Origin of the sequence: Exiguobacterium sp. JMULE1, assembly GCF_013337175.1 — a bacterium.
GTDB classification, from domain to species: Bacteria; Bacillota; Bacilli; order Exiguobacteriales; family Exiguobacteriaceae; genus Exiguobacterium_A; species Exiguobacterium_A indicum.
In genome coordinates this window covers 2,372,812-2,397,750 of record NZ_SGWC01000002.1, presented here as the reverse complement: position 1 = coordinate 2,397,750, position 24,939 = coordinate 2,372,812, and the positions used below count along the sequence as shown (strand labels likewise).

Sequence of the window (24,939 nt, the reverse complement as noted above, 5' to 3'; positions counted from 1 at the left end):
GATGATTCGCACGCTACTGTTTGACTTAGATGGCACGTTGATCGACACGAATCCATTGATCTTAAAAAGCTTCGAGCATACGCTCAGCTACTATTATCCGGACCGAACGTTCACGGAAGCGGAATTGCTTCCGTTCATCGGTCCGACGCTAGAAAAATCATTCTCAGCGATGAATGCGGAACAGTGGAAAGAGATGGTCGCTTTTTACCGCAGCTACAACATCGCGATGCATGACGCACTCGTGCTCGAGTATCCGGGTGTGCTTGACGGATTACGTCGTCTGCATGAAGCAGGCTACAAGATGGCGGTCGTGACGTCGAAGAGTCGTCGTGTCGCTCTTCGCGGCATCGAGTTGTTCGGACTGACGTCACTCTTTGACGCCGTCATCGCAGCCGACGACGTAACGGAAGAAAAACCAGCCGTCGAGCCGTTCGAAAAGGCGATGCAGTTGCTTGGATCAACGGCAGACGAAACGATCATGGTCGGTGACAACGATACGGATATTCTCGGTGGTAAGAACGCGGGACTGAAGACGGTCGCGGTCGGTTGGGCGATCAAAGGACGCACGTACTTAGAAGCCCTCGAGCCGGACGTCATCATTGATTCGATGGATCATCTCGCTGCTTGGCTGGAGGAACAAAATGGCACGGCGAACTGATCGGTTTCAGGTCGGGACGACGAATCCACTCTGGCACATGTACCGGACGGTGTCGTTCTTTAAAGTGATGTGGTGCTTTACGATCATCACGATTGGTCGGTTTGCTCCGTCGCTACGTTTTAAGAACGCACTCTACCGGACATGTCTTCGGATGAAGATCGGGGAGAAGACGGCACTTGCCTTGATGGTGATGCCGGACACGATGTTCCCGGAGCGGATCACGATTGGTGATAATACGATCATCGGCTTCAATACGACGATTCTCTGTCATGAATATTTGACGACGGAGTACCGTTTAGGTGACGTCGTCATCGGAAGCAACGTCTTGATCGGTGCGAACGTGACAATCCTACCGGGCGTGACGATCGGAGATGGTGCTGTCGTTGGTGCCGGATCGGTCGTTCACCGGGACATTGCGCCGAATGAACGCGTCTCGAGTCAGCCGCTTCGCCGGCACGAAATGTGACAAAACTGTGAGAAGGAAGAAGGAAAAAAAGATGACGCACATCCGCTTTACGTATAAGACAGGAAAGTATTTCGGAAGATTATTCGCCGAACGTCCACAAGGTCTCGTCGTTGAGGTGTTGGCTGTTGAGAAGCATCCCGTTCAAGGAGATCTTCACCAACCGAACCAAGTCGATGTTCCACTCTTCCATATCCGGACCGCCTTGCATAAGCACGAAAAGATCACGGTTTCGCCCGCAGTCGTTTATGCGTATGACGGAGAGATTCCCGATTATGCGACGAGCTTACGGCAGGCATATGACAAGGACGTGGCACGTCTGGAAGGACTGAATCCAGAGACGGATGCTTTTGTACGAAAATGCTTAGAGAATTACAAAGAACTGGAATCGATTTATGCAAAACGCTGGGGATGAACTCCGGCGTTTTTTTCTGTTGCATGCCTCCTAGAGATAGGGTATTCTTGTGTCTGCAACTACGAAACCAGTTTACTATTTATGGGGGCTTGAATCATGATGGAATTAACCAAATACAAAGCAGACCCCTTTGCGATAACAGCGCGCCAAGCGGAACTTTTTTATTTCCGCGGACGGAAGGCGCACCGGGAAGGGCGACTGGACGAAGCCGTCTATCATTTAGATGAGGCGACGACACTTCAGCCAGCGGACATCCGTTATTTGCTCCGTTATGCCCGTGTCTTATTCGAGACAGGAGAAATCAATCATGCGAATGATGTCTTGAAACAAGTACGCGCACTCGACGCATCAAATACGGAAGCACTCTTTTATTTAGCGAATAACTACGCACACGTCTCACTTTACGAAGAAGCGCGACAACATGCGATGGAATATTTAGAGCAAGCACCAAACGGCAAACACGCGGAGGCATCGGCCGCACTCGTGGAACTGATTGATCTCGAACAAGAGATGGAAGACGACGAAGAGGATGAATTGATTCGTCTGCACGGTCAGGCACAACGCCAGATCGATAAAGGGATGCTGTTCGCGGCACAGGAGACGTTGACGGGACTGATTGCCCAGTACCCGACGTTCTGGCCTGCCTACAACAACCTCGCGATCGTCGAGTTCTATTTAGGAGAGAACGACCAGGCATTCGCTTCCCTCGAACGGGTCCTTGAAGGGAATCCGGGGAATTTGCATGCCCTTTGTAACACGCTCGTCTTGTTACACGAGATGGGACAGGACGAAGAGGCGCACCGACTCTCCCGTCAGCTCGAACACGTCCGTTCCGTGCACCTTGAGACACGTTATAAGGTCGCATCAACGCTTGCGATCATCGGACGTTATGATATCGCCTATGAAGAGTTGAAGTTGCTTGAGCGTCGCGGTTACCGGGGAGACCCACTCTTTGGGCACTGGTTATCAATCTCTGCCTATAAGACAGGACACGTCGAAGAAGCAGCCGCTTTCTTGAAGTCGGACGAAGCACAAGCGTTAAAGGAAGAGACGGATACGTATGACATCCGGCACAACCTGCAGTTTCGCTCGGCACTCATCCAAGCGCTGAAGACGGAAGATGATGTCTCGCGGATTTTCACGGCACTTCTTCTTGGCAAACTGAACGATGCTGAAGCACGGCTTGCATTGTCGATGATGCCAGAAGTGACAGACCAGGAAGATGTCCTCTTATTGACGGAACAGATTGTCATCGAGATGGAAGGACGGACTGATGTCGTGGATGAACGCATTCATCGGGCATTGCAGACAATCCGTCTTGCGGAACGGTTCGTTTCAGACGAAGAACGGATGAGTCTCGAAGGGGATTTTTATGAACGCTTCGCACAGCTCGTCTTAAGTGGGGAATCGTTTGATTCGATTGAAGCATCTGCTGCATCACTGCTTTATCTGTTCCATGATTTACGGGACGGGATGTTGATCGAGGAATGTGCATCACTCGTCGATTGTTCGTTCGATCACGTCGCATCGATGATCCGGACACATGAACGGATGTTGGCACCGCTACAAGCAAAGTGTTAGACGTTTAGGCGATTCTCACCTATACTCAAACTACAACGATTACGATAAATGGGGTGGAATCATGGCGGAAACAGAACAAAAAATTTATGACGTCATCATCATCGGGGCAGGACCTGCTGGGATGACAGCCGCACTTTATGCATCACGTGCGAACCTTTCGACATTGATGATCGAACGCGGGATTCCGGGCGGTCAAATGGCGAACACAGAAGATATCGAGAACTACCCAGGATACGATAGCATCCTCGGACCCGATCTCTCGCAAAAAATGTTCGACCACTCGAAAGCATTCGGCGCAGAATATGCGTACGGAGACGTTCGAAGCATCGAAGACGGTAAAGCATACAAAACGATTCATGCACACAACAAAGATTACTACGCACGGGCGATCATCATCGCGTCTGGTGCACAATATAAGAAAATCGGCGTACCGGGTGAAGAAGAGCTCGGCGGTCGCGGTGTCTCGTACTGTGCTGTCTGTGATGGCGCGTTCTTTAAAGAAAAAGAACTCTTCGTCATCGGTGGAGGCGACTCTGCGGTGGAAGAAGGCGTCTACTTGACACGCTTCGCGAAAAAAGTCACGATCGTACACCGTCGTGACGAGCTCCGCGCTCAAAAGATTCTTCAAAAACGTGCGTTTGACAACCCGAAAATCGACTTCATCTGGAACCATACGGTTAAACAGATTAACGAACAAGACGGGAAAGTCGGCGGTATCGAGCTGATCAATACAAAAACAGCTGATGTGACGACGCATCCGATCGATGGTGTCTTCATCTACATCGGGATGAACCCGATCACAGGCTACGTCCAAGACCTCGGTATCTTGAACGACCAAGGCTACGTCGTAACAAACGAAGCGATGGAAACAAACATCAAAGGGATCTTTGCTGCTGGTGACGTTCGTGAAAAAACACTTCGTCAAGTCGTTACAGCGACAAACGATGGTTCGATTGCCGCACAAAACGCGCAACACTTCATCGAAGCGTTACTTGAAGAACTCCAAGAATCCTCACACGCGTAATAACGAACCAGTTTCATTGAAGGTACCTTCAGTGAGGCTGGCTCTTTTTTTATGATATACTGAGAAAGAAGCGAAAAATACACACGGAACTGTTGTCTGGAGGGCGAAAAGATGGAACAGAATCAACCGCAACTTGTGATCATTACGGGTATGAGTGGGGCTGGTAAGACAGTCGCAATGAACAGCTTTGAGGATTTAGGCTATTTCTGCGTTGACAATCTACCACCGACGTTATTACCACAGCTCATCGAAGTCATCGGACAAGTGCGTCCTAAAATCGCCGTTGCCATCGATACACGTGCGCGTGATTTCATTGATAGTTTTTTTGTCGTTTATGAGGATTTGAAAAAGACGAACTTACAAACGCGGATGCTCTATCTCGATGCGCGCAACGATGTTCTCGTACGCCGTTACAAAGAATCGCGTCGTTCTCATCCGCTTGCACCGACTGACTCACCACTGATCGGAATTGAACGTGAGCGGACGTTACTTGAAGGATTCCGTGATAAAGCACAAATGCTGATCGATACGAGTGACATTAAACCACTTGCCTTAAAAGAACGTTTGCTGAAAGAGTTTACGACAGGAGAGCGGATTCCGTTTACAGTCAACGTCATGTCGTTTGGCTTCAAACACGGATTGCCGCTTGATGCCGATCTTGTCTTTGACCTCCGGTTCTTACCGAACCCGTTCTACATTCCGGAACTGCGTCCAAAGACAGGACTCGATGAGGAAGTCGCGTCCTACGTCATGCAGTGGCCGGAAGCGAAGCTGTTTTATAAAAAACTCGTTGATCTACTCGAGTTCTTGATTCCGCAATATGAGCGGGAAGGAAAGTCGCAACTCGTGATCGCCCTCGGCTGTACAGGCGGGAAACACCGGTCGATCACGTTCGCGGAAGCAATCAGCAAGGAATTCGCGACGCAGTATCACATCGAGACGAATCACCGGGATTATGTGCATGCGAAGGAGGAGAAGTGATGAAATGGGAACGTAAAGTCGTCGCCATTGGTGGCGGGACAGGACTCTCGACGCTTCTTCGTGGACTGAAGCATTACCCGCTCGACATTACAGCGATCGTCACGGTCGCGGATGACGGCGGCAGTTCTGGTCGTCTGCGGACGGAGTTTAATATGTTGCCGCCTGGCGATATTCGCAATGTCATCGTCTCCTTGTCGAAATCGGAAACCTTGATGGACCGGATTATGCAGTACCGGTTTGAGACCGGCGAAGGATTGCATGGGCATTCGCTCGGCAACTTGATGCTGACGGCAGCGACACAACTCTGTAACGGTTCGTTCGTCGAAGCGATCGGTGTCATGGGACAATTGTTGAACGCAGAAGGAAAAGTCTATCCGGCGACGGAACGGACAATTACGTTATGTGCCGAATTTGAGGACGGGACGATCGTTAAAGGAGAGTCACTGATTCCAACGGTCGGTAAGAAGATTGAACGAATCTTCCTTGAGGAACAAGACGTCCGTCCGGTACCAGAAGCGATTCAAGCAATTCTTGATGCTGATGTGATCGTCCTTGGACCAGGAAGTCTCTATACGAGTATCATCCCGAACGTCTTGATTGATGAGATCCGGGAAGCGATTCAGCAATCGCTGGCTCCAGTCGTCTATATTTGTAACGTCATGACACAACCAGGCGAGACGACGGCGTTCACTGCCAACGAGCATTTATCGACGCTCGAACGTTTTCTCGGTCAAGGCGTCGTCGATACGATCATCGTCAATAATGAGTCAATCGATGCCGGTTACTTGAAAAAGTATCAAAAGGATCATGCCGACATCGTCACCTATAATGAAAAACAATTCGAGCTCGCAGGCGTCGAAGTGCTGGCAGATGATATCGTCGACTACAATCATCATTTCATTCGCCATGACTCAGATGCGGTCGCTAGCCTCGTCATGCGAAAAGTACTATCGATTCGTCGGATGCGTCAACTCGAAGGGAAGGAGGAGCTGACATGAGCTTTGCCTCAGAAGTCAAAAAAGAATTAACGCAGATTCCGATCACCGATCACGAGATGAAGGCGGAACTCGCGGCGCTCGCCCGGATGAACGGTGCAATCTCGTTCGGTCTCGGACGGGGTCTGACACTCGATATCTCGACCGAGAATGCCTCGATTGCCCGTCGGATCTATTCGCTTTTGAAGAAAGCATATGGTGTCCATCTCGATCTGCTCGTGCGGAAAAAAATGCGTCTGAAAAAGAATAATGTCTATATCGTCCGTGTTAAGCAACAGGCGGACAAGATTTTGCAAGACCTCGGAATTTTAGGGGAAGGGTTCACGATGATTCGTTCGATCAGTGACACGATTTTAAACGATGAACGAAAAGCGCGTGCGTATTTACGAGGAGCATTCCTCGCCGGAGGTTCGCTCAACAATCCGGCGACGTCGTCGTATCACTTAGAGATCTTCAGTTTATATGAAGAACATAATGCGGCGCTCCGCGGTCTATCGAACGTCTTTGATTTAAACGCGAAGGCGATTGAACGAAAAAAAGGGCATATCCTTTATATCAAAGAGAGCGAAAAGATTTCCGATTTTCTCAAGCTCGTCGATGCGACACAATCGATGCTACGGTTCGAGGACGTACGGATCTTAAAAGACATGCGTAACTCGGTCAACCGTCTCGTCAACTGTGAGACAGCGAACCTCAACAAGACGGTCGGTGCGGCATTACGCCAAGTCGAGAACATCAAGTTCCTTGAGCGGACGGTCGGTCTTGACGTCTTACCGGATAAGCTGAAGGAGATCGCGATCTTGCGCGTGACACATCAAGACGTGACGTTACAAGAGCTCGGGGAGATGGTCGAAAGCGGCTCCATCTCAAAATCAGGAATCAATCACCGGTTGCGGAAGATTGATCAAATCGCTGAAAAAGTACGGAATGGAGAGTCGATGACAGGGGCCTTATAAGAGGGTCGCTTGCGAGATGAACCATAGTCTACTATAATATATAGTCGATGCAACTAAATGTTCGAATTAAGGAGTTTTTGAAATGGCTAACGAAAAGAAACGTATTTCGCTCACTGTAGACGCGAAGTTTGACGAAGTATTAACGAAAAAAGCAAAATCAATCGGTGTACCGAAAAGCACACTCGTTGCGTTCGCAACATCTTTATTCCTGAAACAATTACAAGCAGAAGAAGAGCTTTCGCCACATGCGAACGCGATCTACTCGCTGATTCGTGAAAACCACGACATCGTTTCAGATATCACAGACTTGATCGACTGATCATCGACCTCTCGTTCTACAAGGAACGGGAGGTTTTTTGTTGTATGCAGATGAATAGAGAAGAGTTCGCTTTCCTACAGATACAAAAAAAGTGCCTCCCGAAGGAGACACTCTGGGTGACTTATGCACGTTCCATGACGCGGTCGATGAGACCGTAATCAGCAGCAGCTTGTGCTGACATGAAGTTGTCACGCTCTGTATCGCGTTCGATGACTTCAAGTGGTTGTCCTGTGTTTTCAGCCATGATTTTGTTGAGGTGCTCACGCATTTTGATGATACGCTCCGCATGGATTTTAATATCCGATGCTTGACCTTGTGTACCACCGAGTGGTTGGTGGATCATGATTTCAGCGTTTGGTAACGCGAAACGTTTTCCCTTTGCACCTGCTTGAAGCAAGAACGCACCCATCGATGCTGCCATACCGATACAAATCGTTGAGACTTGTGGCTTGATGAAGTTCATTGTATCGTAAATCGCCATACCGGCAGTGATCGAACCACCTGGGCTGTTGATGTAAAGCGAGATTTCTTTATCTGGATCTTCTGCTGCTAAGAACAGAAGTTGGGCAACGACTGAGTTGGCGACGTTGTCGTCAATCGCGCTCCCAAGAAGAATGATGCGGTCTTTTAGCAAACGTGAGTAGATATCGTAAGCACGTTCCCCGCGGTTTGTTTGTTCGATGACTGTTGGAATTAACATAGTCTTTGCCTCCTTATAGTTGGTATGTAGCTTCCTATTCGACTTATCCTTATCATAATCCTTTGGTCAATATTGGTCAAAAGATACGATGCGACTTTTAGGTATTTTTCCATTACAAGGGCAAACGAAACATATCAATATAGAAAAAAGGCAACGCCATTGCTGGCATTGCCTTGTAGTTGAATAAATGGTACACCCGGAGAGATTCGAACTCCCGACACCTGGTACCGGAAACCAGTGCTCTATCCCCTGAGCTACGGGTGCATCTGATGTACTGAACAATTAATAGTATAGCGACATTTTTTCAGGAAAGCAATAGGGAAGCATGACTTTTCTTTTCCTTAGCGACTTAAAAGAGGCTCAGAGCACGTTTCTTAAAACGTTTCTTCTATAATAAGAAGAGGAGGAGGGGAATCGATGGATCAACGCCAGGAACAGACGCAACAGATGACGTTATCGGCGTCACAACAGTATCAATTACATGTGCTTGAGCAACCGGCGGCAGAGCTCGAGGAGGAATGGCGACGGTTGAAACGACGGTTGCATCGTCATTACCCGAATCAGGTTTCGCTAGAGGTCGAGCAGATGGCAGGTAATATGGCATCCTATGAAGACGAGCTTCTTGCACAAATACGTTTAGAATCAGTCAGACAGGAAATAGGATATATGGCGGAACAACTCATCGTGTATTTAGAAGCGGACGGTTTATTACGGACGTCGGACGAGCAGCTCGCTGCATCCTTCTCGACCGATGTCGCAACGATTACAGAAGCACGGACACTCTTACAAGAATGTCAACCGGTCGGCATCGCTGCCCGCTCGGAGCGCGAGTGCCAATGGTTACAGGCAATCGAGCTAGACGACACGGAATTGATCGGACTAACGGATCGGTTGCGACATGAACCGGCGAGTCAGGTATTCGCTCAGTACAGTGAGGCGGATCGAGCGCGGTTGCGAAAACGATTGACACGCCTGAGCCGGACACCGGATCTTCCTAAAGAAGAACGACTGGTCATGGCAGAAGCACGGATTCACCTGTTAGATGGAAAACTTCAGATCGATTGGATGACACTCGATACGGATCAGACGTGGCTCGAACTAAAAGAGACAACGCCTTTTTTGCGCGCGTACGAACGACGCCGTGTCACGATGCATGCCATCCTCTCAGTTTTGCTTGAGCGACAAGAACGCTGGTTCAAAGGAGAACTGCATCTTGAGCCATTGACGAAAAAACAAGTCGCTGAGGCGACGGGGCATCATCCGTCAACGATTGGTCGAGCGATTGCTGAGAAGTATGTCGAGACGGTCCATGGTCTCGTTGCTTTAGAAGACTTGTTCGTCTCACGGACGACAACCGGAGATTCGAGTTTTTTGATTAAACGGCGGATCGCCGAATACATTCAACACAGCGATCGTCCGTTAAGTGATCAGCAATTGACGGATCGCCTGCAAGCAGACGGTCTGACAGTCGCGCGACGGACGATCGCGAAGTACCGGGCAGCGCTTGGTTTAACGAAAAAAACGATGCAGCAAAGGAAGGCGCAATCAGAATGGGATTAAAACGACACAGACACTTAACACTGTATTCACGTCCGGGATGTACGCTATGTGAAGAGGCCGCCATCTTACTCGACTTCGTACTCGATGAGTTTCCGGAATGGACGTTCGAGGAAGTCAACATCGATCAGGATGAAGCGCTCAGTCTACGGTTCTTATACGAGATTCCGGTCGTCATGCATGATGAGGAAATCTGGAGTTATGGCAAATTCGAGACGGAAACGATAAGAAACCGCTTACTTCAAAAAACTTGAGAAACGAGACTTGCAAGGCGAGAAATGGACTGTTATGATAACGGTGTACCAAGTGGGACACGTTATGACATGCGGGACAGAAAGCGTCCAGCTACTTGAGAGGAGAGGGAAATACATGATTCGGCAGTTAGTCCAGATCCAAAAACGAATCGTGCCTGATCTGATCGAAGAAATGCAGACACGCTACGACATCCTTCATTACGTACGACTGATGCAACCGATCGGACGACGTACGCTTGCGACAAGCCTTGGCTTGACGGAACGCGTCTTACGACGGGAAGTCGACTTTTTGAAGCAACAAGACCTCCTAGAGGTCGCGACGCAAGGGATGTCCTTGACGGATGAAGGACGAAACGTTCTTCGCAGCATGCACAGCATCATGGGAGAACTCGCAGGGATCTCAGACATGGCGAAAGCCTTGAAAGAGAGACTCGGAGTACGGGACGTCGTCATCGTACCGGGTGATTCCGATGAGACCTTCTGGGTACAACGAGACATGGGGCGGGCGACCGTCGCACGACTCAAACGAGAGCTTTCTTCAGACCATCACAATACGATCGCTGTCACAGGCGGTACGACGATGGCTTCCGTCGCGGCGATGATGTCGCCAGATAAGGAACACCGTCCGATGACGTTCGTTCCGGCACGCGGAGGATTAGGAGAAACGCTCGAACTACAAGCGAACACAGTATGCTCACGGATGGCGTCACGCGCTCAAAGTGATTATCATCTGCTTCACATCCCAGACATGGTCAGCACAGAGACGTTCGTCAAGATGATTGAAGAGCCGAGCATAAAAAATGTGCTTCAAATGATTAAAGGTGCTTCAATCGTGGTACATGGAATTGGTGAGGCGAAAACGATGGCAAAACGTCGTCGTGCGTCTGAGGATCTCCTGACCCGACTGGAACATGAACAGGCAGTAGCGGAAGCATTCGGATATTACTTCGACCGAAACGGGAACATCGTGCACCGGGTCAAGACGGTTGGTCTTCAACTGGCTGACTTGAAGCAAGTCGAACACGTCATCGTCGTCGCAGGTGGTCATTCGAAGGCAGAAGCGATCAACGCCTATGTCAAACAGTCGCCAGACATCATCCTGATTACGGATGAAGGCGCAGCAGCTTCGATTTTGAAAGGGTAACCCCCTTTTGAATAATAGATAACTCGCTTTACATTAAAAGGAGGAAAATTATCATGGCAGTAAAAGTTGGTATTAACGGATTTGGACGTATCGGACGTTTGGCACTTCGTCAAATTCTTCAATTCGATGGAATCGAAGTAGTCGCGATCAACGACCTTACAGACACTAAAATGCTTGCGCACCTTCTCAAATATGATACGACTCAAGGTCGTTTCGACGGCGAAGTTGAAGTACACGACGGTTACTTCCTCGTCAACGGTAAAGAAATCAAAACACTTGCTAACCGCAACCCAGAAGAACTCCCATGGGGCGAGCTCGGTGTTGACATCGTTCTCGAATGTACTGGTTTCTTCACAGACAAAGAAAAAGCTGAGCTTCACTTAAAAGCTGGCGCTAAAAAAGTCGTTATCTCTGCACCTGCAACTGGCGACATGAAAACAGTCGTCTTCAACACGAACCACGAAATCCTTGACGGAACTGAAACAGTTATCTCTGGTGCTTCTTGTACTACAAACTGTCTCGCGCCAATGGCTAAAGTTCTCCAAGATCAGTTCGGAATCGTTGAAGGTCTCATGACTACGATCCACGCTTACACTGGTGACCAAAACACACTCGACGCTCCACACCCTAAAGGTGACTTCCGTCGTGCACGTGCGGCAGCAGCAAACATCGTTCCAAACTCAACTGGTGCTGCAAAAGCAATCGGTCTCGTTCTTCCAGAACTTCAAGGTAAACTTGATGGATCTGCACAACGTGTACCAGTCGCTACAGGTTCACTCACTGAGCTCGTAACTGTACTCGACAAAAAAGTTTCTGTAGAAGAAGTCAACGCAGCAATGAAAGCAGCTGCTAACGAGTCTTACGGTTACACTGAAGACGAAATCGTTTCTTCTGACATCGTTGGTATCTCTTACGGATCACTCTTCGATGCAACACAAACTAAAGTCATGACAGTCGGCGACAAACAACTCGTTAAAACAGTTGCTTGGTATGACAACGAAATGTCTTACACTAGCCAACTCGTTCGTACACTCAAACACTTCGCAGAAATCGCTAAGTAATTCGAGCAATTAAATAGCAATTGAATAAGAGCGGAAACGATATCAGTCTCCGCTCTTATTGCGGAAAAAAGCGGGAGGGGCATTCGCCCCTCACTATACGTAAGAGACGGAGGACGAATGTATGAATAAGAAATCGATTCGCGACATCGATGTACAAGGAAAACGCGTATTTACACGCGTGGATTTCAACGTACCGTTGGAAGACGGTAAAATCACGGATGACACACGGATCCGTGCTGCACTCCCAACGATCAAACACTTGATCGACGGTGGAGCAAAAGTCATTCTCGCTAGCCACATGGGTCGTCCAAAAGGCGAAAAGAACCCTGAGTTCTCACTTGCACCAGTCGTAGCACGCCTCAGCGAATTGCTTGGTAAAGACATCAAGCTCGTTGAAGAAGCATACGGTCCAGTTGCAGAAGAAGCAGTCAGCAAACTCGAAAACGGCGATGTCGTCGTCTTAGAGAACGTTCGCTTCTACCCTGGTGAAACGAAAAATGACGAAGAGCTCGCTAAAGGATTCGCGAAACTCGCTGACGTCTTCGTCAACGACGCGTTCGGCGCAGCACACCGTGCACACGCATCGACAGAAGGTATCGCACACCATGTCGACACAGCAGTTGCCGGTCTTCTCATCGAAAAAGAACTTCAAGTTCTCGGTAAAGCTCTTTCTAACCCAGATCGCCCGTTCACGGCAATCATCGGTGGTTCGAAAGTAGCGGACAAAATCGGTGTCATCGATCACTTACTCGACATCGTCGATACGTTGATCATCGGTGGCGGCTTATCGTACACGTTCCTCACAGCTCGTGGTATCGAAGTCGGTACTTCACTTCTTGAGGTCGATAAAATCGACCAAGCGAAGGAATTCATGAAGAAAGCAGAAGAAAAAGGCGTTAAGTTCCTCATGCCAATCGACTGCGTCATCACGAAGGAATTCGGAGAAGAAACATATGTCGGACCACGTGACATCACAGAGATCCCAGCCGATCACATGTCACTTGATATCGGTCCAAAAACGGTTGAACTCTATGCAGAGGCAATCAAGAACTCGAAACTCGTCGTCTGGAACGGACCGATGGGCGTATTCGAACTCGATAAATACGCAAACGGTACAAAAGGTGTCGCGCAAGCTCTTGCGGACAGCGATGCGTACTCAATCATCGGCGGTGGCGACTCAGCTGCTGCGGCAGAGAAATTCGGTCTTGCTGACAAAATGAGCCACATCTCTACAGGTGGTGGAGCAAGTCTCGAATTCATGGAAGGGAAAGCTCTTCCTGGTGTCGAAGCGCTAAACGACAAGTAATCTAAGTTCACAAGGGAGTGTTTCTCAATGCGTAAACCAATTATCGCAGGTAACTGGAAGATGAATCTGACGCTCAAGGATGCAGTCGCATTCGTTGAGGAAGTCAAAGGAGCTGTACCTGCTTCGACGACAGTCGACGCAGCCGTCTGTGCGCCAGCAGTATTCTTGGCACACTTGACAGAAGCAGCAGCTGGTACGGATCTTAAGATCGGTGCTCAAAACATGTACGACAAAGAGAGCGGTGCGTTCACTGGTGAAATCAGCCCGCTCATGCTCAAAGAACTCGACGTGACATACGTCATCCTCGGTCACTCTGAGCGTCGTGAGTACTTCGGCGAAACAGATGCGTTCATCAACAGCAAAGCGAAAAAAGCGTTCGAGCACGGTCTCGTTCCAATCGTTTGTGTAGGTGAAACACTGGAAGAGCGTGAAGGCGGCAAGTTCGAAGACGTCATCCGCGAACAGACAGCAAACAGCCTCAAAGGTCTTACTGTCGACCAAGTGAAAAATCTCGTCGTCGCTTACGAGCCTGTCTGGGCAATCGGAACAGGTAAATCAGCGACAGAACAAGATGCACAAGATTCTTGTAAATTCGTCCGTGACGTCGTTGCAGCTGAATTTGGTGCTGAAGCAGCAGAAGCTGTCCGCATCCAATACGGTGGTAGCGTCAAACCGGAAAACATCAAAGAATATATGGCTCAACCAGACATCGACGGCGCGCTCGTCGGCGGTGCAAGTCTTGAGACAGGATCGTTCCTCAAACTGTTGGAGGCGATTTAAATGAAAAAACGTCCAGTCGCACTGATCATCCTTGATGGTTTTGGTATGCGTGACGAGGAGTTCGGAAATGCCGTTACGGCGGCAAACAAACCGAACTTCGACCGTTACTGGGGTCAATACCCGCATACGTTGTTGAATGCGAAAGGCGAATACGTCGGTTTGCCTGAAGGTCAAATGGGGAACTCAGAAGTGGGTCACCTCAACATCGGTGCAGGTCGCGTCGTCTATCAATCGCTATCCCGAATCAACAACGCAATCAAGGATCGCTCGTTCTTCTCGCGTCAAGCGATGAACGATGCGGCAGGTCACGTGAAGAAATACGGTTCAGCGCTTCATATCTTCGGTTTGGTCTCTGACGGTGGAATCCACAGTCACATCAACCACTTATATGCGGTGCTCGAATTCGCGAAACTTCACGAAATCGAAAAAGTCTACCTCCATGCTTTCACGGACGGTCGTGACTGCGACCCACAATCGGGCGCTGGTTTCCTCCGTGACGCGCAAGCGAAGATGGATGAATTGAATGTTGGACAATTCGCGAGTATCTCTGGTCGCTACTATGCGATGGATCGCGATAACCGTTGGGAACGCGTCAAGAAAGTCTATGACGTCATCACGTTCGGTGAAGGTCCAACGACGAAGGATCCAATCGGCATGGTTGAAGCTTCGTACAAACAAGACGTAACGGATGAGTTCATCGAACCAACTGTTGTCGTGCAGGAAGACGGTACGCCAGTCGCACCGATCCACGATAACGATGCGATCGTGTTCTTCAACTACCGTCCTGACCGTGCGATTCAGCTTTCGAAAGTCTACAAAGAAAAAGGTGGCTTCGACGGATTCGAAATTCCGGACAACGCACCGAAGAACCTGCTACTCGTCTCGATGACGAAGTACTCGGATGCGATTGATACGGACATCGTCTTCCCGCCTGAAGACATCAAGAACACGCTTGGTGAGACATTGTCAAAACAAGGTCTCAAACAGCTACGCATCGCGGAAACGGAAAAGTATCCGCACGTCACGTTCTTCTTCAACGGACAACGTGAAGAACCATACGAAGGGGAAGATCGGATCTTGATCCCTTCACCAAAAGTCGCGACATACGACTTGAAACCGGAGATGAGCGTCTATGAAGTCACAGACGCGCTCGTCGACGCAATCAACTCGGACAAACATGACGCGATCATCCTCAACTTCGCTAACCCGGATATGGTCGGTCACTCGGGTATGCTCGAGCCGACGAAAAAGGCGATCGAAGCTGTCGATGAGTGTCTTGGGAAAGTCGTTGACTTGATTCTCAGCAAAGGCGGCGCGGCAGTCATCACGGCTGACCACGGGAACGCGGATAAAGTCCTCAATGCGGACGGCAGTAAGATGACGGCGCATACGACAGAACCCGTGCCATGTATCGTGACAGTCGAGGACGTTGAACTCCTTGAACCACTCACAGGTGCACTCGCTGACCTCGCACCAACGGTCCTTGATCTCCTCGGGGCGGACCAACCAGCAGAGATGACTGGTAAATCGATCGTATTGAAGAAATAATCCCGTCGATCGAAGTAGCTACACCACATATTTCTTACACACAAAAGGAGCGAATTTAAATGTCAATGATTACAGAGATTTACGCACGCGAGATTCTTGATTCACGCGGTAACCCAACAGTAGAAGTAGAAGTTTATACAGAAGATGGCGGTTTCGGTCGCGCACTCGTACCATCAGGTGCATCAACTGGTGAGCACGAAGCAGTCGAACTCCGTGATGGCGACAAAGCACGTTACCTCGGAAAAGGTGTTTTGAAAGCTGTTGACAACGTCAACGAAAAAATCGCACCAGAAATCATCGGTTACGATGTCTTCGACCAAGCTGGAATCGACAAAAAGATGATCGATCTCGATGGTACGAAAAACAAAGGTAACTTCGGCGCTAACGCAATCCTTGGTGTTTCTATGGCTGCTGCACGTGCTGCTGCTGATGAGCTTGGTCTTCCACTTTACACATACCTCGGTGGATTCAACGCGAAAACATTACCAACACCAATGATGAACATCATCAACGGTGGATCACACGCAGACAACAACGTGGACTTCCAAGAGTTCATGATCATGCCTGTCGGTGCTCCAACATTCAAAGAAGCACTTCGTATGGGTGCTGAAATCTTCCACGCGTTGAAATCAGTTCTTAGCGGAATGGGTCTTAACACAGCAGTTGGTGACGAGGGTGGATTCGCTCCAAACTTGAAATCAAACGAAGAAGCAATCACAGTTATCCTTGAAGCAATCGAAAAAGCTGGCTACAAAGCAGGCGAAGATGTTTACCTTGCAATGGACGTCGCTTCTTCTGAGTTCTACGATAAAGCAGCTGGAACATACAACCTCGCTGGCGAAGGCAAAGTCCTTTCAACAGAAGAGCTTGTTGAATTCTACGCACAACTCGTTGACAAATACCCAATCATCTCAATCGAAGATGGCTGTGACGAAAACGACTGGGATGGTCACAAACTTCTTACAGATCGTATCGGACACAAAGTCCAACTCGTTGGGGATGACTTGTTCGTAACGAACACTGAGAAACTTGCTGAAGGTATCGAAAAAGGCATCGCTAACTCGATCCTCATCAAAGTTAACCAAATCGGTACGTTGACTGAAACATTCGACGCAATCGAAATGGCTAAAAAAGCTGGTTACACAGCTGTCGTTTCTCACCGTTCTGGTGAAACTGAAGATTCAACGATCGCTGACATCGCTGTTGCGACAAACGCTGGTCAAATCAAAACTGGTTCACTTTCACGTACAGACCGTATCGCGAAATACAACCAACTTCTCCGCATCGAAGACATGCTTTCAGACGTTGCTGTCTACGACGGAATCAAATCATTCTACAACCTCAAGAAGTAATTTCAGGTTGATCGTTTGAACAAGCTATAAGGAAAACCTCCTATTCGTGTGATACGTACACACGGATAGGAGGTTTTTTGTATATCAAGCAATGTCAAACATGAAAAGCACTTTTGTCATCAAAACTATACTGAACTGTCAAAAAATTGATTCATCCTAGTAGATGACTAAAATGTTATACTCATAAATAAGTGCAAATTAAATAGTTATAGGCATTAATTACATCTTGCTCGATGAAGATGACAAATACGTCTAAAGGAGATACGATCATGTTAAATTCAGATTTAGATATCCGTTTAGAACCACGCATTCAAGAGTTATACCGACTTCACAAGGAGCGTTCAGCCAACATCGACTGGAGCTACCACGAGTTCATTCCGTGGGATAAGGCGATGTCTTTCAAACGCGTTCCTTGGGACGAAAGCCAAGTCACACTTCCGGAAGGTGTCATCGTCGCAATCGAGACAGCATTACTGACAGAAGTCAACCTACCGTGGTACACGTCGCACTTAGACTATACATTCAAGAACTCGATGGAAGTCATCAATGACTTCGTCCGGACATGGACAGCAGAAGAAGATCAGCACTCGAACTTACTCGAGACGTATTTACTCGTCACGCGAAACGTCAATCCAACGCGACTTCATCAATTAAGAAGACGCGTCGTTGAAAACGGCTGGTTCCCGGACTTCACGAACCCGCTAGCAACGATGGCGTATACGTCACTGCAAGAGTTAGCGACACTCGTCTTCTATAACAACGTCGCGAAAATCGCAGGGGCACACGACAAAGACTTAGCAACGCTACTCCGTCGTCTAGCGAAGGATGAAGCACTGCATTATGCGTTCTATCGTGACACGGTCAAAGCACATCTAGAGCTTGACCCGAACTTCATCGTCTTCTTCGAAGACGTCATCATCAACTTCTCGATGCCAGGTGCTGTCATGCCTGACTTCACGGAACGGATGAAGACGATTGCTGTTGATACGAACTATGGACCACTCCAATACTTCGACCAAGTATTAGACGTCGTCGTCAAATTCTGGGGCATCGCTGATTTAGAACCGACAACTGACGAAGCGAAACAATCTCAAGCGAACATCATGAAGTATCACGGACGTTTGAAGCGTATCAAGGAACGTCAGGAACGCCAACTCGAAAAAGCGAAGATTGACGCGTAAGGGGGAATGAAGATGAAGTGTGAAATCTGTGGAACTGAAACGAACAACCAAGTCAGTTACTTGGAACTCGACACGTGGGAATTCAATTCTCTGAATAAAGAAGCGAAAGATTTTTATCCGATCTGTTTTGATTGCTTCGACAAGCATACGAATCAATTCATCGATCAGGAGATGGATCTCGAATTACGTAAAAAACGTTCGCAAATGGTCAACAAAGAAGTAGAAGCTGAAATCGAAGCGATTCTTGAGGTTGAGAATTAAGTCGTCTTTACCATACGTGAAGGGAAGTATGACCGGTAGTGCTTTGGCGCTATCGGTTTTTTATTATCCCTAAAAAAAGCAGTTATCTCTTGCTTCACATGTTTTGTGAAAGAAGAAATAGCTGCTTTTAACATGAAGTTAGTCTTCGATGAATGTAACGAGATAATGATGAGCAGAATGAAGCGGTGCACGGGTCACGAAAAAGTCCGGGAGATCGACATCGATTCCCAATTCGCGCAGTGTATCGGGATCCAAACATTCCTGAATCAAACGTTTGATGTCTTGTAACAGTTCATCGTGCAAGTTCGCTTCCTTCGGAAAGGCACGTTTCGCGTCATCGCGCAACAATAGCACGATAGGTGGTAGACCTCGTAAGAGATCGACCTGAAGGGGCTGCTGATGACGTTCGAAATAATCATTCAGACAACTGACGACCCTCATCGAGTGTTCTTCTTTCATCCGATCCCAACTCTCTGTATGTGACTGTAACTCTCTAGCTATTCCCTAATTGAAGCGAGGATATGCAGGGAAACTGGAAATCAAGCATTACGAGGACGCTGTTCGGGGTAGAACTAGAGGGAAGGGGGAATCGACATGCTATTTCGGTTTTTGTTTTTAGGGCTTGATACGTCGATTGGTGACATCCCGTTGCGCCTCATCTATTTTACGGAACTCATACTATTCATCGGTTTGTATCAAATCACGAGCCGGTTTTCGCGTCAGAGTCTGATTTTGGGAACGGCACTCGGAATTGGCGGACTGATTGCCATCTTACCCGGTGCGCTCTATATCATCCGTTATAATCCGGAGGATGCCGTCATCGATGTCACGTTCCTATTGATTTATTTGTTTGAGCCACTGGCAATCATTGCGTTCGTTGTTGCTTTGATTCGACGTTTGTATACAGAGAAGAAAAATAAAAAGAATCAAAGCGAAGATATTCATTGATTTTCGTCCAAGACGTCACTTTCCGCGGGCGGAAGGCAAGCCTCCTCGTCGCGTAATGCTCCTGCGGGGTCTTACCTATTCCGCTATTCCCGCAGGAGTCTCCGTCTTTTCTGAAAATCAATCGTCTAGTGCTATCTAATCTGACAATCAATACACCGTAAGATGGCTTGACGCTGTCTTACGGTGTATTTGCGTATACCTCCAAATACTTTCTTTCAATAGTGTAAGGAAGACTAACTGGAAGAATATTCTATAATAGAGGGAGGGCGAAATCAGATCTTAGTCGGTTTCGTAATATCCTGGTGATTATAGGGGTGAGTTTCATGCATAAAGTGTTGTTCGGTTTGTCCATTTTGAACAGTGTATACATTATGAATAACTTATTTACGTATTCCGATAGTTTTTTGAATGCGCCGCTCGGCATCACGACCGTTATTGCCGTGACATTGATGTTTCTAAACGACAGCGTCAAAAAAGATAAACCGTCGTTGTACACGAAAGCGACGGATGGGTTAGGATTCATTAATATTTTGGTTGGTCTTTCACTGATTGTCTTTATTTAAGACATGATTCAAAGTGATGATCGTAAGTCTGACGCCGCGTCAGGCTTCTTTTTATGGTCCAATCTACGAGTTCGAAAAAAATAAAATATATTTTAAAGAAAAAAGATTGATGTGTAACCGGTTACACAATATGATGATTCTTGTAAGCGTTATCAAAAGAAAGAGGTGGCGAAACATGTCGACCATCCGGGAAGTAGCGAAAGCGGCACATGTCTCCGTCGCGACGGTCTCACGCGTCATGAATGAAAAGGGTTATGTCAGTGAGAAATCGCGTAAGGCGGTGCTTCAGGCAATCAAACAATTGGATTATCGACCAAACCGGGTCGCGCGATCGTTGTTCCAAAAACGGTCCGGACTGATCGGTTTGATCGTTCCCGACATCACGAACCCGTTCTTCCCACAACTTGCACGGGCTGTGGAAGATATGGCACATCAACATGGTTTTCAAGTCATTTTGTGTAACACAGACGAACAGTTTCAGAAAGAACGCGAATATATCAAGTCACTCGAGGCGATGCATGTCGACGGATTGATCATCACGACGAACTACTCGAACAATCCGAACTATGAAGAACTCGAAGTGCCAGTCGTAGCGTTAGACCGGGTGTTACAAGGAGCGATTCCGACGGTGACGTCAAACGGCTACGAAGGCGGGAAGAAAGCAGCTTCGTTCTTACTTGCTTCTGGTGCGACGGAGCTAGCAGTCATCAGCGGTCCCTCGAAACTCCCGACGATCAAGAAACGCCGGGACGGCTTTGAGGAAGTCGCCGGAACCCATCTCGTCGCAAGCATCGAGTCACCGTTCCACTTTCAAGGAGCGCTCGATGCCGCGAACTATCTCTTTGATCACTATCACTGCAACGGCATTTTTGCCGCGAGCGATGTCATCGCTGCAGCAACGGTGCAAGTCGCTGCGGAACGCGGGATCACGATTCCGGACGAGCTACAAGTGATCGGCTATGACGGCATCGAACTCGGACAAATGATTTCACCACCGTTGACGACAATTGCGCAGCCGATCTATCAAATGGGAGAACTGGCGGCGAAACTTTTGATTCAGCGGATTGAAGGCACACCGATTGCCGCCGTTCATCATGAGTTGACGGTTGAGATCATCGAACGGGAAACGACGAAACGGAAGGATGAGGAAGCATGAAACAAATCAGTGTCATCGGCAGTATCTCGATGGATCTCGTCGTCGAAAGTAAACGCCGTCCAGGCGCAGGCGAAACGGTCATCGGGGATGCCTTTCATACCGTACCGGGTGGAAAAGGGGCGAACCAAGCGGTCGCAGTCGCGCGTCTCGGCAGTACCGTCGAAATGATTGGTTGCGTTGGTAGTGACGCGAACGGTGAAGCGATCCGCGAAAACTTCAAAATGCAAGGAGTGCAGACGACACACTTGCAAACGATTGAAGGCGAACGGACAGGAACGGCACACATCACGCTCGCTGAAGGCGATAACTCGATCGTCGTCGTTCAGTCTGCTAATCAACATGTGAAATTTGCGGATGATACACTCGCACCGATTCTTGCAGATAGTGAAATCATCTTACTCCAGCTCGAGATTCCGATCGAAACGGTCGAGACCGTTGCTCGCGAAGCACATGCAGCAGGCATTCCAGTCGTCTTGAATCCTGCACCGGCGATGTCACTCAGTCCAGAATTGATTGAACACGTCACGTACTTAACGCCAAACGAACATGAATGTGGTTTGATCTTCGGACAAGACCAGCCGATCGAACATTGGCTCATGGAATACCCGAATAAACTGATCGTGACCGAAGGCAGTCGCGGGGCACGCTTCTACGACGGAGAGACAATCGTGACGATTCCCGCGATCGAGACGACCGTCGTCGATACGACAGGAGCAGGGGATACGTTCAACGGTGCCTTAGCCGTTGCGTTAACGGAAGGACAACCGCTTGTTGAGGCAATTCGTTTTGCGAACCGGGCAGCCGGCTTATCGATCCGCGCGCTTGGCGCACAAGGCGGCATGCCGACACGGGAACAGATGGAGGGAGACGCATGAAGAAGCATGGTATCTTAAACAGTCATATCAGCAAAGTCCTGACTGATCTCGGCCATACCGATACGATCGTCATCGCCGATTGCGGCTTACCGATTCCAGACGGGGTCGCCCGAATCGATTTAGCACTTGAACTCGGCACACCGTCATTCCTCGACGTCGTTCGTGTCGTCGCCGATGACATGGCGATCGAACAGCTGACTCTGGCGACAGAGATCAAAGAAGCGAACCCGAACGTCCTCGAGGCACTAGAAGCTATGAAGATCGAGACGACATTCGTCTCGCACGAGGAGTTCAAGAAACAGACACAGCAGGCGAAGGTCATCATTCGGACCGGAGAAGCGACACCATACGCAAATGTCATCTTCCATTCCGGCGTAATCTTTTAAGGGGGTCATGCGATGCGTATCGAGATGACAGGTATCAAAAAAGCATTCGGTCCCGTCCCTGTCCTGAAAGGTGTCGACTTCGAACTCGTTGCGGGTGAGATCCACGCCTTAATGGGGGAGAACGGTGCCGGGAAATCGACACTGATGAAGATTTTGACCGGTGTTCATAAAGCGGACGCAGGTACGATCCGCGTCGATGGACAGGACGTCGAGTATAAGAATCCGAAACTTGCCGAAGAAGCGGGGATTGCTTTCATTCACCAGGAACTGAACATCCTCCCGGATTTGACGGTGACGGAGAACTTGTTCCTCGGACGGGAGCTGAAGTCACGCTTCGGGATTCTCAAGCAAGGGGAGATGAAGCGGCAGGCAGAACGTGAACTCGCGGAATTAAACGTCTTCATGGATGTCGATCAACTCGCCCGGACGTTATCGGTCGGACAGCAACAGATGATCGAGATCGCAAAAGCCTTAATGACGGATGCGAAGGTCATCATCATGGATGAACCGACAGCCGCACTGACGGAGCGGGAAATTCGCGCCTTATTCAGCGTCGCGACGGCACTGCGCAACCAAGGTGTCTCGATCGTCTATATCTCACACCGGATGGAGGAAATCTTCGAGCTCTGCGACCGGATCACGGTCTTACGGGACGGGATTTCCGTCTCGACACACGCGATTCCTGAGACATCGTTCGAACAGATCGTCCGAGAGATGGTTGGTCGTGAGATGGGCGAACGGTATCCGGATCGTGATGTGTCGATCGGTACGACTGTCCTTGAGGTCAAACAGGCGAGCGGAAAACGGTTCGACGATGTTTCGTTCTCCGTCAAGGCGGGCGAAATCATCGGCTTCTCTGGTTTGATGGGTGCGGGGCGGACGGAAGTCATGCGTGGATTGTTCGGGGTCGATCGCCTGAAAGGCGGGACGATCGAACTGAACGGACAGTCGCTGAAGATCAAGACACCGTATGATGCGATTCGCCAGGGCATCGGCTTTTTGACCGAGGACCGGAAAGGCGAAGGCTTGTTCCTCGACTTTTCACTGCGCGAAAACATCTCATTGCCGACGATTCGTTCGTTATCACGCTCTGGTGTCATCAAGGATCAGGCAGAACGTGATTTCGCAGAAGGATACTTGAAGTCGCTCTCGGTCCGCCACAGCTCAATGGACCAGCCGGCGAAGTCACTGTCCGGTGGGAACCAACAGAAGGTCGTCCTCGCGAAATGGCTTGGAACACAACCGAAAGTCTTGATCCTTGACGAACCGACACGTGGTGTCGACGTCGGGGCGAAGAAAGAGATTTACCTCATCATGAATGAACTCGCTGCGGCGGGTGTCGCGATCATCATGGTCAGCTCGGACCTCCCGGAGATTCTCGGGATGAGCGACCGGGTCTACGTCATGCGTGAAGGCAAGATGAGCGGCATGTTGACACGACAGGAAGCGACGCAAGAAAGCATCATGACACTTGCGACAGGAGGACAATGATATGGAATTGATGCAAGGCAAGGTAACGGAAGCAAAACCGAGACGTCTTGGGATCGGACAAAAGCTTGGACCACTCGCAGGATTGTTCGCGATCGTCCTCGTCGTCTCGATCATGGAACCGGACTTTTTAACATTGAATAATTTATTTAACATCTTACGTCAAGTCTCGATCAATGCCTTGATTGCCTTCGGGATGACGTTCGTCATTCTGACAGGTGGGATTGATTTATCGGTCGGCTCGATTCTCGCCCTCTCGTCCGCCTTCGTCGCGGGTCTGATGACGGACGGAACGTCAGCGTTGATTGCTGTTCTGGCTGGTCTGATCGTCGGAGCCGTCATGGGTGCCTTGAACGGGATGGTCATCTCACTCGGAAAAGTCGCACCATTCATCGCGACACTCGCGACGATGACGATCTTCCGCGGATTGACGCTCGTCTATACGGACGGGAAACCAATCACTGGTCTGAGCCAAGGTGGCTGGTTCGAATTGTTCGGACGCGGTTACTTCTGGATCTTCCCGGTACCGGTCCTGACGATGTTGATCGCCTTCGCGGTCCTCTACTTCATCTTGAAGAAGACGACGTTCGGTCGTTATACGTATGCGATCGGTGGCAACGAAGAAGCAGCGAAGTTAATGGGGATTCAAGTCAATAAAGTCAAAATCATGATCTACTCACTCTCAGGGTTGATGGCAGCACTTGCCGGCATCATCCTGACGTCCCGTCTGAACTCGGCACAACCGACGGCGGGGACATCGTATGAACTCGACGCCATCGCAGCGGTCGTCCTTGGTGGGACGAGCCTGTCAGGTGGTCGTGGCTGGATTGTCGGTACCTTGATTGGTGCCTTGATCATCGGAACACTGAACAATGGACTCAACTTGCTTGGTGTCTCCTCGTTCTTCCAACTCGTCGTCAAAGGTTTAGTCATTTTGTTCGCGGTACTCGCGGACCGGAAACAAGCAGCGTAACCCACACTCAAAAA

The 24,939-nt window shown here is 49.1% G+C and carries 27 protein-coding genes, 1 tRNA gene and 1 pseudogene; 26 read left to right on the top strand and 3 right to left on the bottom strand.

Translation table 11 applies throughout. The features are described 5' to 3' along the window. Position 1 precedes the first annotated feature (1 nt). The 9 genes from ppaX (at position 2) to EXW93_RS12770 (ending at position 7,392) form a co-directional block, all read left to right on the top strand. Positions 2 to 658 carry a pyrophosphatase PpaX gene (gene ppaX / locus EXW93_RS12810; protein ID WP_174316531.1) on the top strand — a complete coding sequence of 219 codons (657 nt, stop codon included), beginning with the start codon at positions 2 to 4 and terminating at the stop codon, positions 656 to 658. Further along, complete coding sequence (locus tag EXW93_RS12805) at positions 642 to 1,124, top strand: acyltransferase (RefSeq protein WP_035396297.1); 483 nt, start codon at positions 642 to 644, stop codon at positions 1,122 to 1,124. The genes ppaX and EXW93_RS12805 overlap by 17 nt, the downstream gene beginning before the upstream one ends. 31 nt (positions 1,125 to 1,155) lie before the next feature. Then, positions 1,156 to 1,536, top strand: coding sequence for a sporulation phosphorelay system protein KapB (gene kapB / locus EXW93_RS12800; protein ID WP_023469227.1), 381 nt, complete (start codon positions 1,156 to 1,158; stop codon positions 1,534 to 1,536). Positions 1,537 to 1,632: 96 nt separating this feature from the next. Beyond that, a complete protein-coding gene (locus EXW93_RS12795; RefSeq protein WP_035396300.1) occupies positions 1,633 to 3,117 on the top strand; it encodes a tetratricopeptide repeat protein in 1,485 nt (494 codons plus the stop codon). 61 nt (positions 3,118 to 3,178) lie between these two features. Further along, positions 3,179 to 4,141 carry a thioredoxin-disulfide reductase gene (trxB, locus tag EXW93_RS12790; RefSeq protein WP_023469225.1) on the top strand — a complete coding sequence of 321 codons (963 nt, stop codon included), beginning with the start codon at positions 3,179 to 3,181 and terminating at the stop codon, positions 4,139 to 4,141. Between the two features lie 111 nt (positions 4,142 to 4,252). Next, on the top strand, positions 4,253 to 5,122 hold the full coding sequence (rapZ, locus tag EXW93_RS12785) for an RNase adapter RapZ (protein ID WP_055968920.1): 870 nt from the start codon (positions 4,253 to 4,255) through the stop codon (positions 5,120 to 5,122). Beyond that, positions 5,122 to 6,120: a gluconeogenesis factor YvcK family protein gene (locus EXW93_RS12780; RefSeq protein WP_023469223.1), complete on the top strand. Its 999-nt coding sequence runs from the start codon at positions 5,122 to 5,124 to the stop codon at positions 6,118 to 6,120. The genes rapZ and EXW93_RS12780 overlap by 1 nt, the downstream gene beginning before the upstream one ends. Continuing rightward, positions 6,117 to 7,073, top strand: coding sequence for a DNA-binding protein WhiA (whiA, locus tag EXW93_RS12775; RefSeq protein WP_023469222.1), 957 nt, complete (start codon positions 6,117 to 6,119; stop codon positions 7,071 to 7,073). Before EXW93_RS12780 ends, whiA begins: the two co-directional genes overlap by 4 nt. An 82-nt stretch (positions 7,074 to 7,155) precedes the next feature. After that, the gene (locus EXW93_RS12770; RefSeq protein ID WP_023469221.1) at positions 7,156 to 7,392 is read left to right on the top strand and encodes a hypothetical protein; all 237 of its coding nucleotides are present in this window, start codon (positions 7,156 to 7,158) and stop codon (positions 7,390 to 7,392) included. Positions 7,393 to 7,513: 121 nt separating this feature from the next. On the opposite strand, the pseudogene clpP reads toward EXW93_RS12770, so the two are convergent. Beyond that, a pseudogene (gene clpP / locus EXW93_RS12765) lies at positions 7,514 to 8,098 on the bottom strand (ATP-dependent Clp endopeptidase proteolytic subunit ClpP); the annotation flags it as partial. Positions 8,099 to 8,280: 182 nt separating this feature from the next. Beyond that, positions 8,281 to 8,356: transfer RNA gene (locus tag EXW93_RS12760), tRNA-Arg, on the bottom strand. 153 nt (positions 8,357 to 8,509) lie between these two features. Between EXW93_RS12760 and EXW93_RS12755 the strand changes: the two genes are divergently transcribed. The 10 genes from EXW93_RS12755 to EXW93_RS12710 all read left to right on the top strand — a co-directional run bounded on the left by EXW93_RS12755 (position 8,510) and on the right by EXW93_RS12710 (position 18,536). Further along, on the top strand, positions 8,510 to 9,652 hold the full coding sequence (locus EXW93_RS12755) for an RNA polymerase factor sigma-54 (protein ID WP_174316530.1): 1,143 nt from the start codon (positions 8,510 to 8,512) through the stop codon (positions 9,650 to 9,652). Then, positions 9,643 to 9,903, top strand: a complete 261-nt coding sequence (locus EXW93_RS12750; protein ID WP_023469219.1) for a glutaredoxin family protein — start codon at positions 9,643 to 9,645, stop codon at positions 9,901 to 9,903. Before EXW93_RS12755 ends, EXW93_RS12750 begins: the two co-directional genes overlap by 10 nt. 115 nt (positions 9,904 to 10,018) lie before the next feature. Continuing rightward, positions 10,019 to 11,047: a sugar-binding transcriptional regulator gene (locus tag EXW93_RS12745; protein WP_082874150.1), complete on the top strand. Its 1,029-nt coding sequence runs from the start codon at positions 10,019 to 10,021 to the stop codon at positions 11,045 to 11,047. 53 nt (positions 11,048 to 11,100) lie between these two features. Further along, positions 11,101 to 12,108: a type I glyceraldehyde-3-phosphate dehydrogenase gene (gene gap, locus EXW93_RS12740; protein WP_023469217.1), complete on the top strand. Its 1,008-nt coding sequence runs from the start codon at positions 11,101 to 11,103 to the stop codon at positions 12,106 to 12,108. 121 nt (positions 12,109 to 12,229) lie between these two features. Continuing rightward, positions 12,230 to 13,414, top strand: coding sequence for a phosphoglycerate kinase (locus EXW93_RS12735; protein ID WP_035396304.1), 1,185 nt, complete (start codon positions 12,230 to 12,232; stop codon positions 13,412 to 13,414). Positions 13,415 to 13,441: 27 nt separating this feature from the next. After that, a complete protein-coding gene (tpiA, locus tag EXW93_RS12730) occupies positions 13,442 to 14,194 on the top strand; it encodes a triose-phosphate isomerase (protein ID WP_023469215.1) in 753 nt (250 codons plus the stop codon). Next, positions 14,195 to 15,742 (top strand): 2,3-bisphosphoglycerate-independent phosphoglycerate mutase, encoded by a 1,548-nt coding sequence (gene gpmI, locus EXW93_RS12725; protein ID WP_035396306.1) that lies wholly within the window; start codon positions 14,195 to 14,197, stop codon positions 15,740 to 15,742. 59 nt (positions 15,743 to 15,801) lie between these two features. After that, a complete protein-coding gene (gene eno, locus EXW93_RS12720) occupies positions 15,802 to 17,094 on the top strand; it encodes a phosphopyruvate hydratase (protein WP_023469213.1) in 1,293 nt (430 codons plus the stop codon). Positions 17,095 to 17,363: 269 nt separating this feature from the next. Next, the gene (locus EXW93_RS12715) at positions 17,364 to 18,275 is read left to right on the top strand and encodes an acyl-ACP desaturase (RefSeq protein ID WP_035396308.1); all 912 of its coding nucleotides are present in this window, start codon (positions 17,364 to 17,366) and stop codon (positions 18,273 to 18,275) included. Between the two features lie 12 nt (positions 18,276 to 18,287). Further along, on the top strand, positions 18,288 to 18,536 hold the full coding sequence (locus tag EXW93_RS12710) for a hypothetical protein (RefSeq protein ID WP_230088506.1): 249 nt from the start codon (positions 18,288 to 18,290) through the stop codon (positions 18,534 to 18,536). Positions 18,537 to 18,674: 138 nt separating this feature from the next. On the opposite strand, the gene EXW93_RS12705 is transcribed toward EXW93_RS12710, so the two are convergent. Next, positions 18,675 to 18,995, bottom strand: coding sequence for a hypothetical protein (locus tag EXW93_RS12705; RefSeq protein WP_023469210.1), 321 nt, complete (start codon positions 18,993 to 18,995; stop codon positions 18,675 to 18,677). Between the two features lie 135 nt (positions 18,996 to 19,130). Here EXW93_RS12705 and EXW93_RS12700 point away from each other — a divergent pair, with 135 nt between their 5' ends. The 7 genes from EXW93_RS12700 to rbsC all read left to right on the top strand — a co-directional run bounded on the left by EXW93_RS12700 (position 19,131) and on the right by rbsC (position 24,925). Continuing rightward, positions 19,131 to 19,484, top strand: coding sequence for a hypothetical protein (locus EXW93_RS12700; protein WP_058264670.1), 354 nt, complete (start codon positions 19,131 to 19,133; stop codon positions 19,482 to 19,484). Positions 19,485 to 19,807: 323 nt separating this feature from the next. After that, on the top strand, positions 19,808 to 20,047 hold the full coding sequence (locus EXW93_RS12695) for a hypothetical protein (protein ID WP_174316529.1): 240 nt from the start codon (positions 19,808 to 19,810) through the stop codon (positions 20,045 to 20,047). A 175-nt stretch (positions 20,048 to 20,222) separates the two neighbouring features. Continuing rightward, positions 20,223 to 21,203 (top strand): LacI family DNA-binding transcriptional regulator, encoded by a 981-nt coding sequence (locus EXW93_RS12690; protein ID WP_050678689.1) that lies wholly within the window; start codon positions 20,223 to 20,225, stop codon positions 21,201 to 21,203. Then, positions 21,200 to 22,078, top strand: coding sequence for a ribokinase (gene rbsK / locus EXW93_RS12685; RefSeq protein ID WP_174316528.1), 879 nt, complete (start codon positions 21,200 to 21,202; stop codon positions 22,076 to 22,078). The genes EXW93_RS12690 and rbsK overlap by 4 nt, the downstream gene beginning before the upstream one ends. Beyond that, a complete protein-coding gene (gene rbsD / locus EXW93_RS12680) occupies positions 22,075 to 22,464 on the top strand; it encodes a D-ribose pyranase (RefSeq protein ID WP_174316527.1) in 390 nt (129 codons plus the stop codon). Before rbsK ends, rbsD begins: the two co-directional genes overlap by 4 nt. A 12-nt stretch (positions 22,465 to 22,476) precedes the next feature. Further along, positions 22,477 to 23,955, top strand: coding sequence for a sugar ABC transporter ATP-binding protein (locus tag EXW93_RS12675; RefSeq protein ID WP_174316526.1), 1,479 nt, complete (start codon positions 22,477 to 22,479; stop codon positions 23,953 to 23,955). 1 nt (position 23,956) lies between these two features. Beyond that, on the top strand, positions 23,957 to 24,925 hold the full coding sequence (rbsC, locus tag EXW93_RS12670; protein WP_050678685.1) for a ribose ABC transporter permease: 969 nt from the start codon (positions 23,957 to 23,959) through the stop codon (positions 24,923 to 24,925). Positions 24,926 to 24,939 lie beyond the last annotated feature (14 nt).

Bases quoted from the DNA above. Each gene is read 5' to 3' on its own strand.
- ppaX (WP_174316531.1), top strand. From the start codon at position 2: ATGATTCGCACGCTACTGTTTGACTTAGATGGCACGTTGATCGACACG.
- EXW93_RS12805 (WP_035396297.1), top strand. From the start codon at position 642: ATGGCACGGCGAACTGATCGGTTTCAGGTCGGGACGACGAATCCACTC.
- kapB (WP_023469227.1), top strand. From the start codon at position 1,156: ATGACGCACATCCGCTTTACGTATAAGACAGGAAAGTATTTCGGAAGA.
- EXW93_RS12795 (WP_035396300.1), top strand. From the start codon at position 1,633: ATGATGGAATTAACCAAATACAAAGCAGACCCCTTTGCGATAACAGCG.
- trxB (WP_023469225.1), top strand. From the start codon at position 3,179: ATGGCGGAAACAGAACAAAAAATTTATGACGTCATCATCATCGGGGCA.
- rapZ (WP_055968920.1), top strand. From the start codon at position 4,253: ATGGAACAGAATCAACCGCAACTTGTGATCATTACGGGTATGAGTGGG.
- EXW93_RS12780 (WP_023469223.1), top strand. From the start codon at position 5,122: ATGAAATGGGAACGTAAAGTCGTCGCCATTGGTGGCGGGACAGGACTC.
- whiA (WP_023469222.1), top strand. From the start codon at position 6,117: ATGAGCTTTGCCTCAGAAGTCAAAAAAGAATTAACGCAGATTCCGATC.
- EXW93_RS12770 (WP_023469221.1), top strand. From the start codon at position 7,156: ATGGCTAACGAAAAGAAACGTATTTCGCTCACTGTAGACGCGAAGTTT.
- EXW93_RS12755 (WP_174316530.1), top strand. From the start codon at position 8,510: ATGGATCAACGCCAGGAACAGACGCAACAGATGACGTTATCGGCGTCA.
- EXW93_RS12750 (WP_023469219.1), top strand. From the start codon at position 9,643: ATGGGATTAAAACGACACAGACACTTAACACTGTATTCACGTCCGGGA.
- EXW93_RS12745 (WP_082874150.1), top strand. From the start codon at position 10,019: ATGATTCGGCAGTTAGTCCAGATCCAAAAACGAATCGTGCCTGATCTG.
- gap (WP_023469217.1), top strand. From the start codon at position 11,101: ATGGCAGTAAAAGTTGGTATTAACGGATTTGGACGTATCGGACGTTTG.
- EXW93_RS12735 (WP_035396304.1), top strand. From the start codon at position 12,230: ATGAATAAGAAATCGATTCGCGACATCGATGTACAAGGAAAACGCGTA.
- tpiA (WP_023469215.1), top strand. From the start codon at position 13,442: ATGCGTAAACCAATTATCGCAGGTAACTGGAAGATGAATCTGACGCTC.
- gpmI (WP_035396306.1), top strand. From the start codon at position 14,195: ATGAAAAAACGTCCAGTCGCACTGATCATCCTTGATGGTTTTGGTATG.
- eno (WP_023469213.1), top strand. From the start codon at position 15,802: ATGTCAATGATTACAGAGATTTACGCACGCGAGATTCTTGATTCACGC.
- EXW93_RS12715 (WP_035396308.1), top strand. From the start codon at position 17,364: ATGTTAAATTCAGATTTAGATATCCGTTTAGAACCACGCATTCAAGAG.
- EXW93_RS12710 (WP_230088506.1), top strand. From the start codon at position 18,288: ATGAAGTGTGAAATCTGTGGAACTGAAACGAACAACCAAGTCAGTTAC.
- EXW93_RS12705 (WP_023469210.1), bottom strand. From the start codon at position 18,995: ATGAAAGAAGAACACTCGATGAGGGTCGTCAGTTGTCTGAATGATTAT.
- EXW93_RS12700 (WP_058264670.1), top strand. From the start codon at position 19,131: ATGCTATTTCGGTTTTTGTTTTTAGGGCTTGATACGTCGATTGGTGAC.
- EXW93_RS12695 (WP_174316529.1), top strand. From the start codon at position 19,808: ATGCATAAAGTGTTGTTCGGTTTGTCCATTTTGAACAGTGTATACATT.
- EXW93_RS12690 (WP_050678689.1), top strand. From the start codon at position 20,223: ATGTCGACCATCCGGGAAGTAGCGAAAGCGGCACATGTCTCCGTCGCG.
- rbsK (WP_174316528.1), top strand. From the start codon at position 21,200: ATGAAACAAATCAGTGTCATCGGCAGTATCTCGATGGATCTCGTCGTC.
- rbsD (WP_174316527.1), top strand. From the start codon at position 22,075: ATGAAGAAGCATGGTATCTTAAACAGTCATATCAGCAAAGTCCTGACT.
- EXW93_RS12675 (WP_174316526.1), top strand. From the start codon at position 22,477: ATGCGTATCGAGATGACAGGTATCAAAAAAGCATTCGGTCCCGTCCCT.
- rbsC (WP_050678685.1), top strand. From the start codon at position 23,957: ATGGAATTGATGCAAGGCAAGGTAACGGAAGCAAAACCGAGACGTCTT.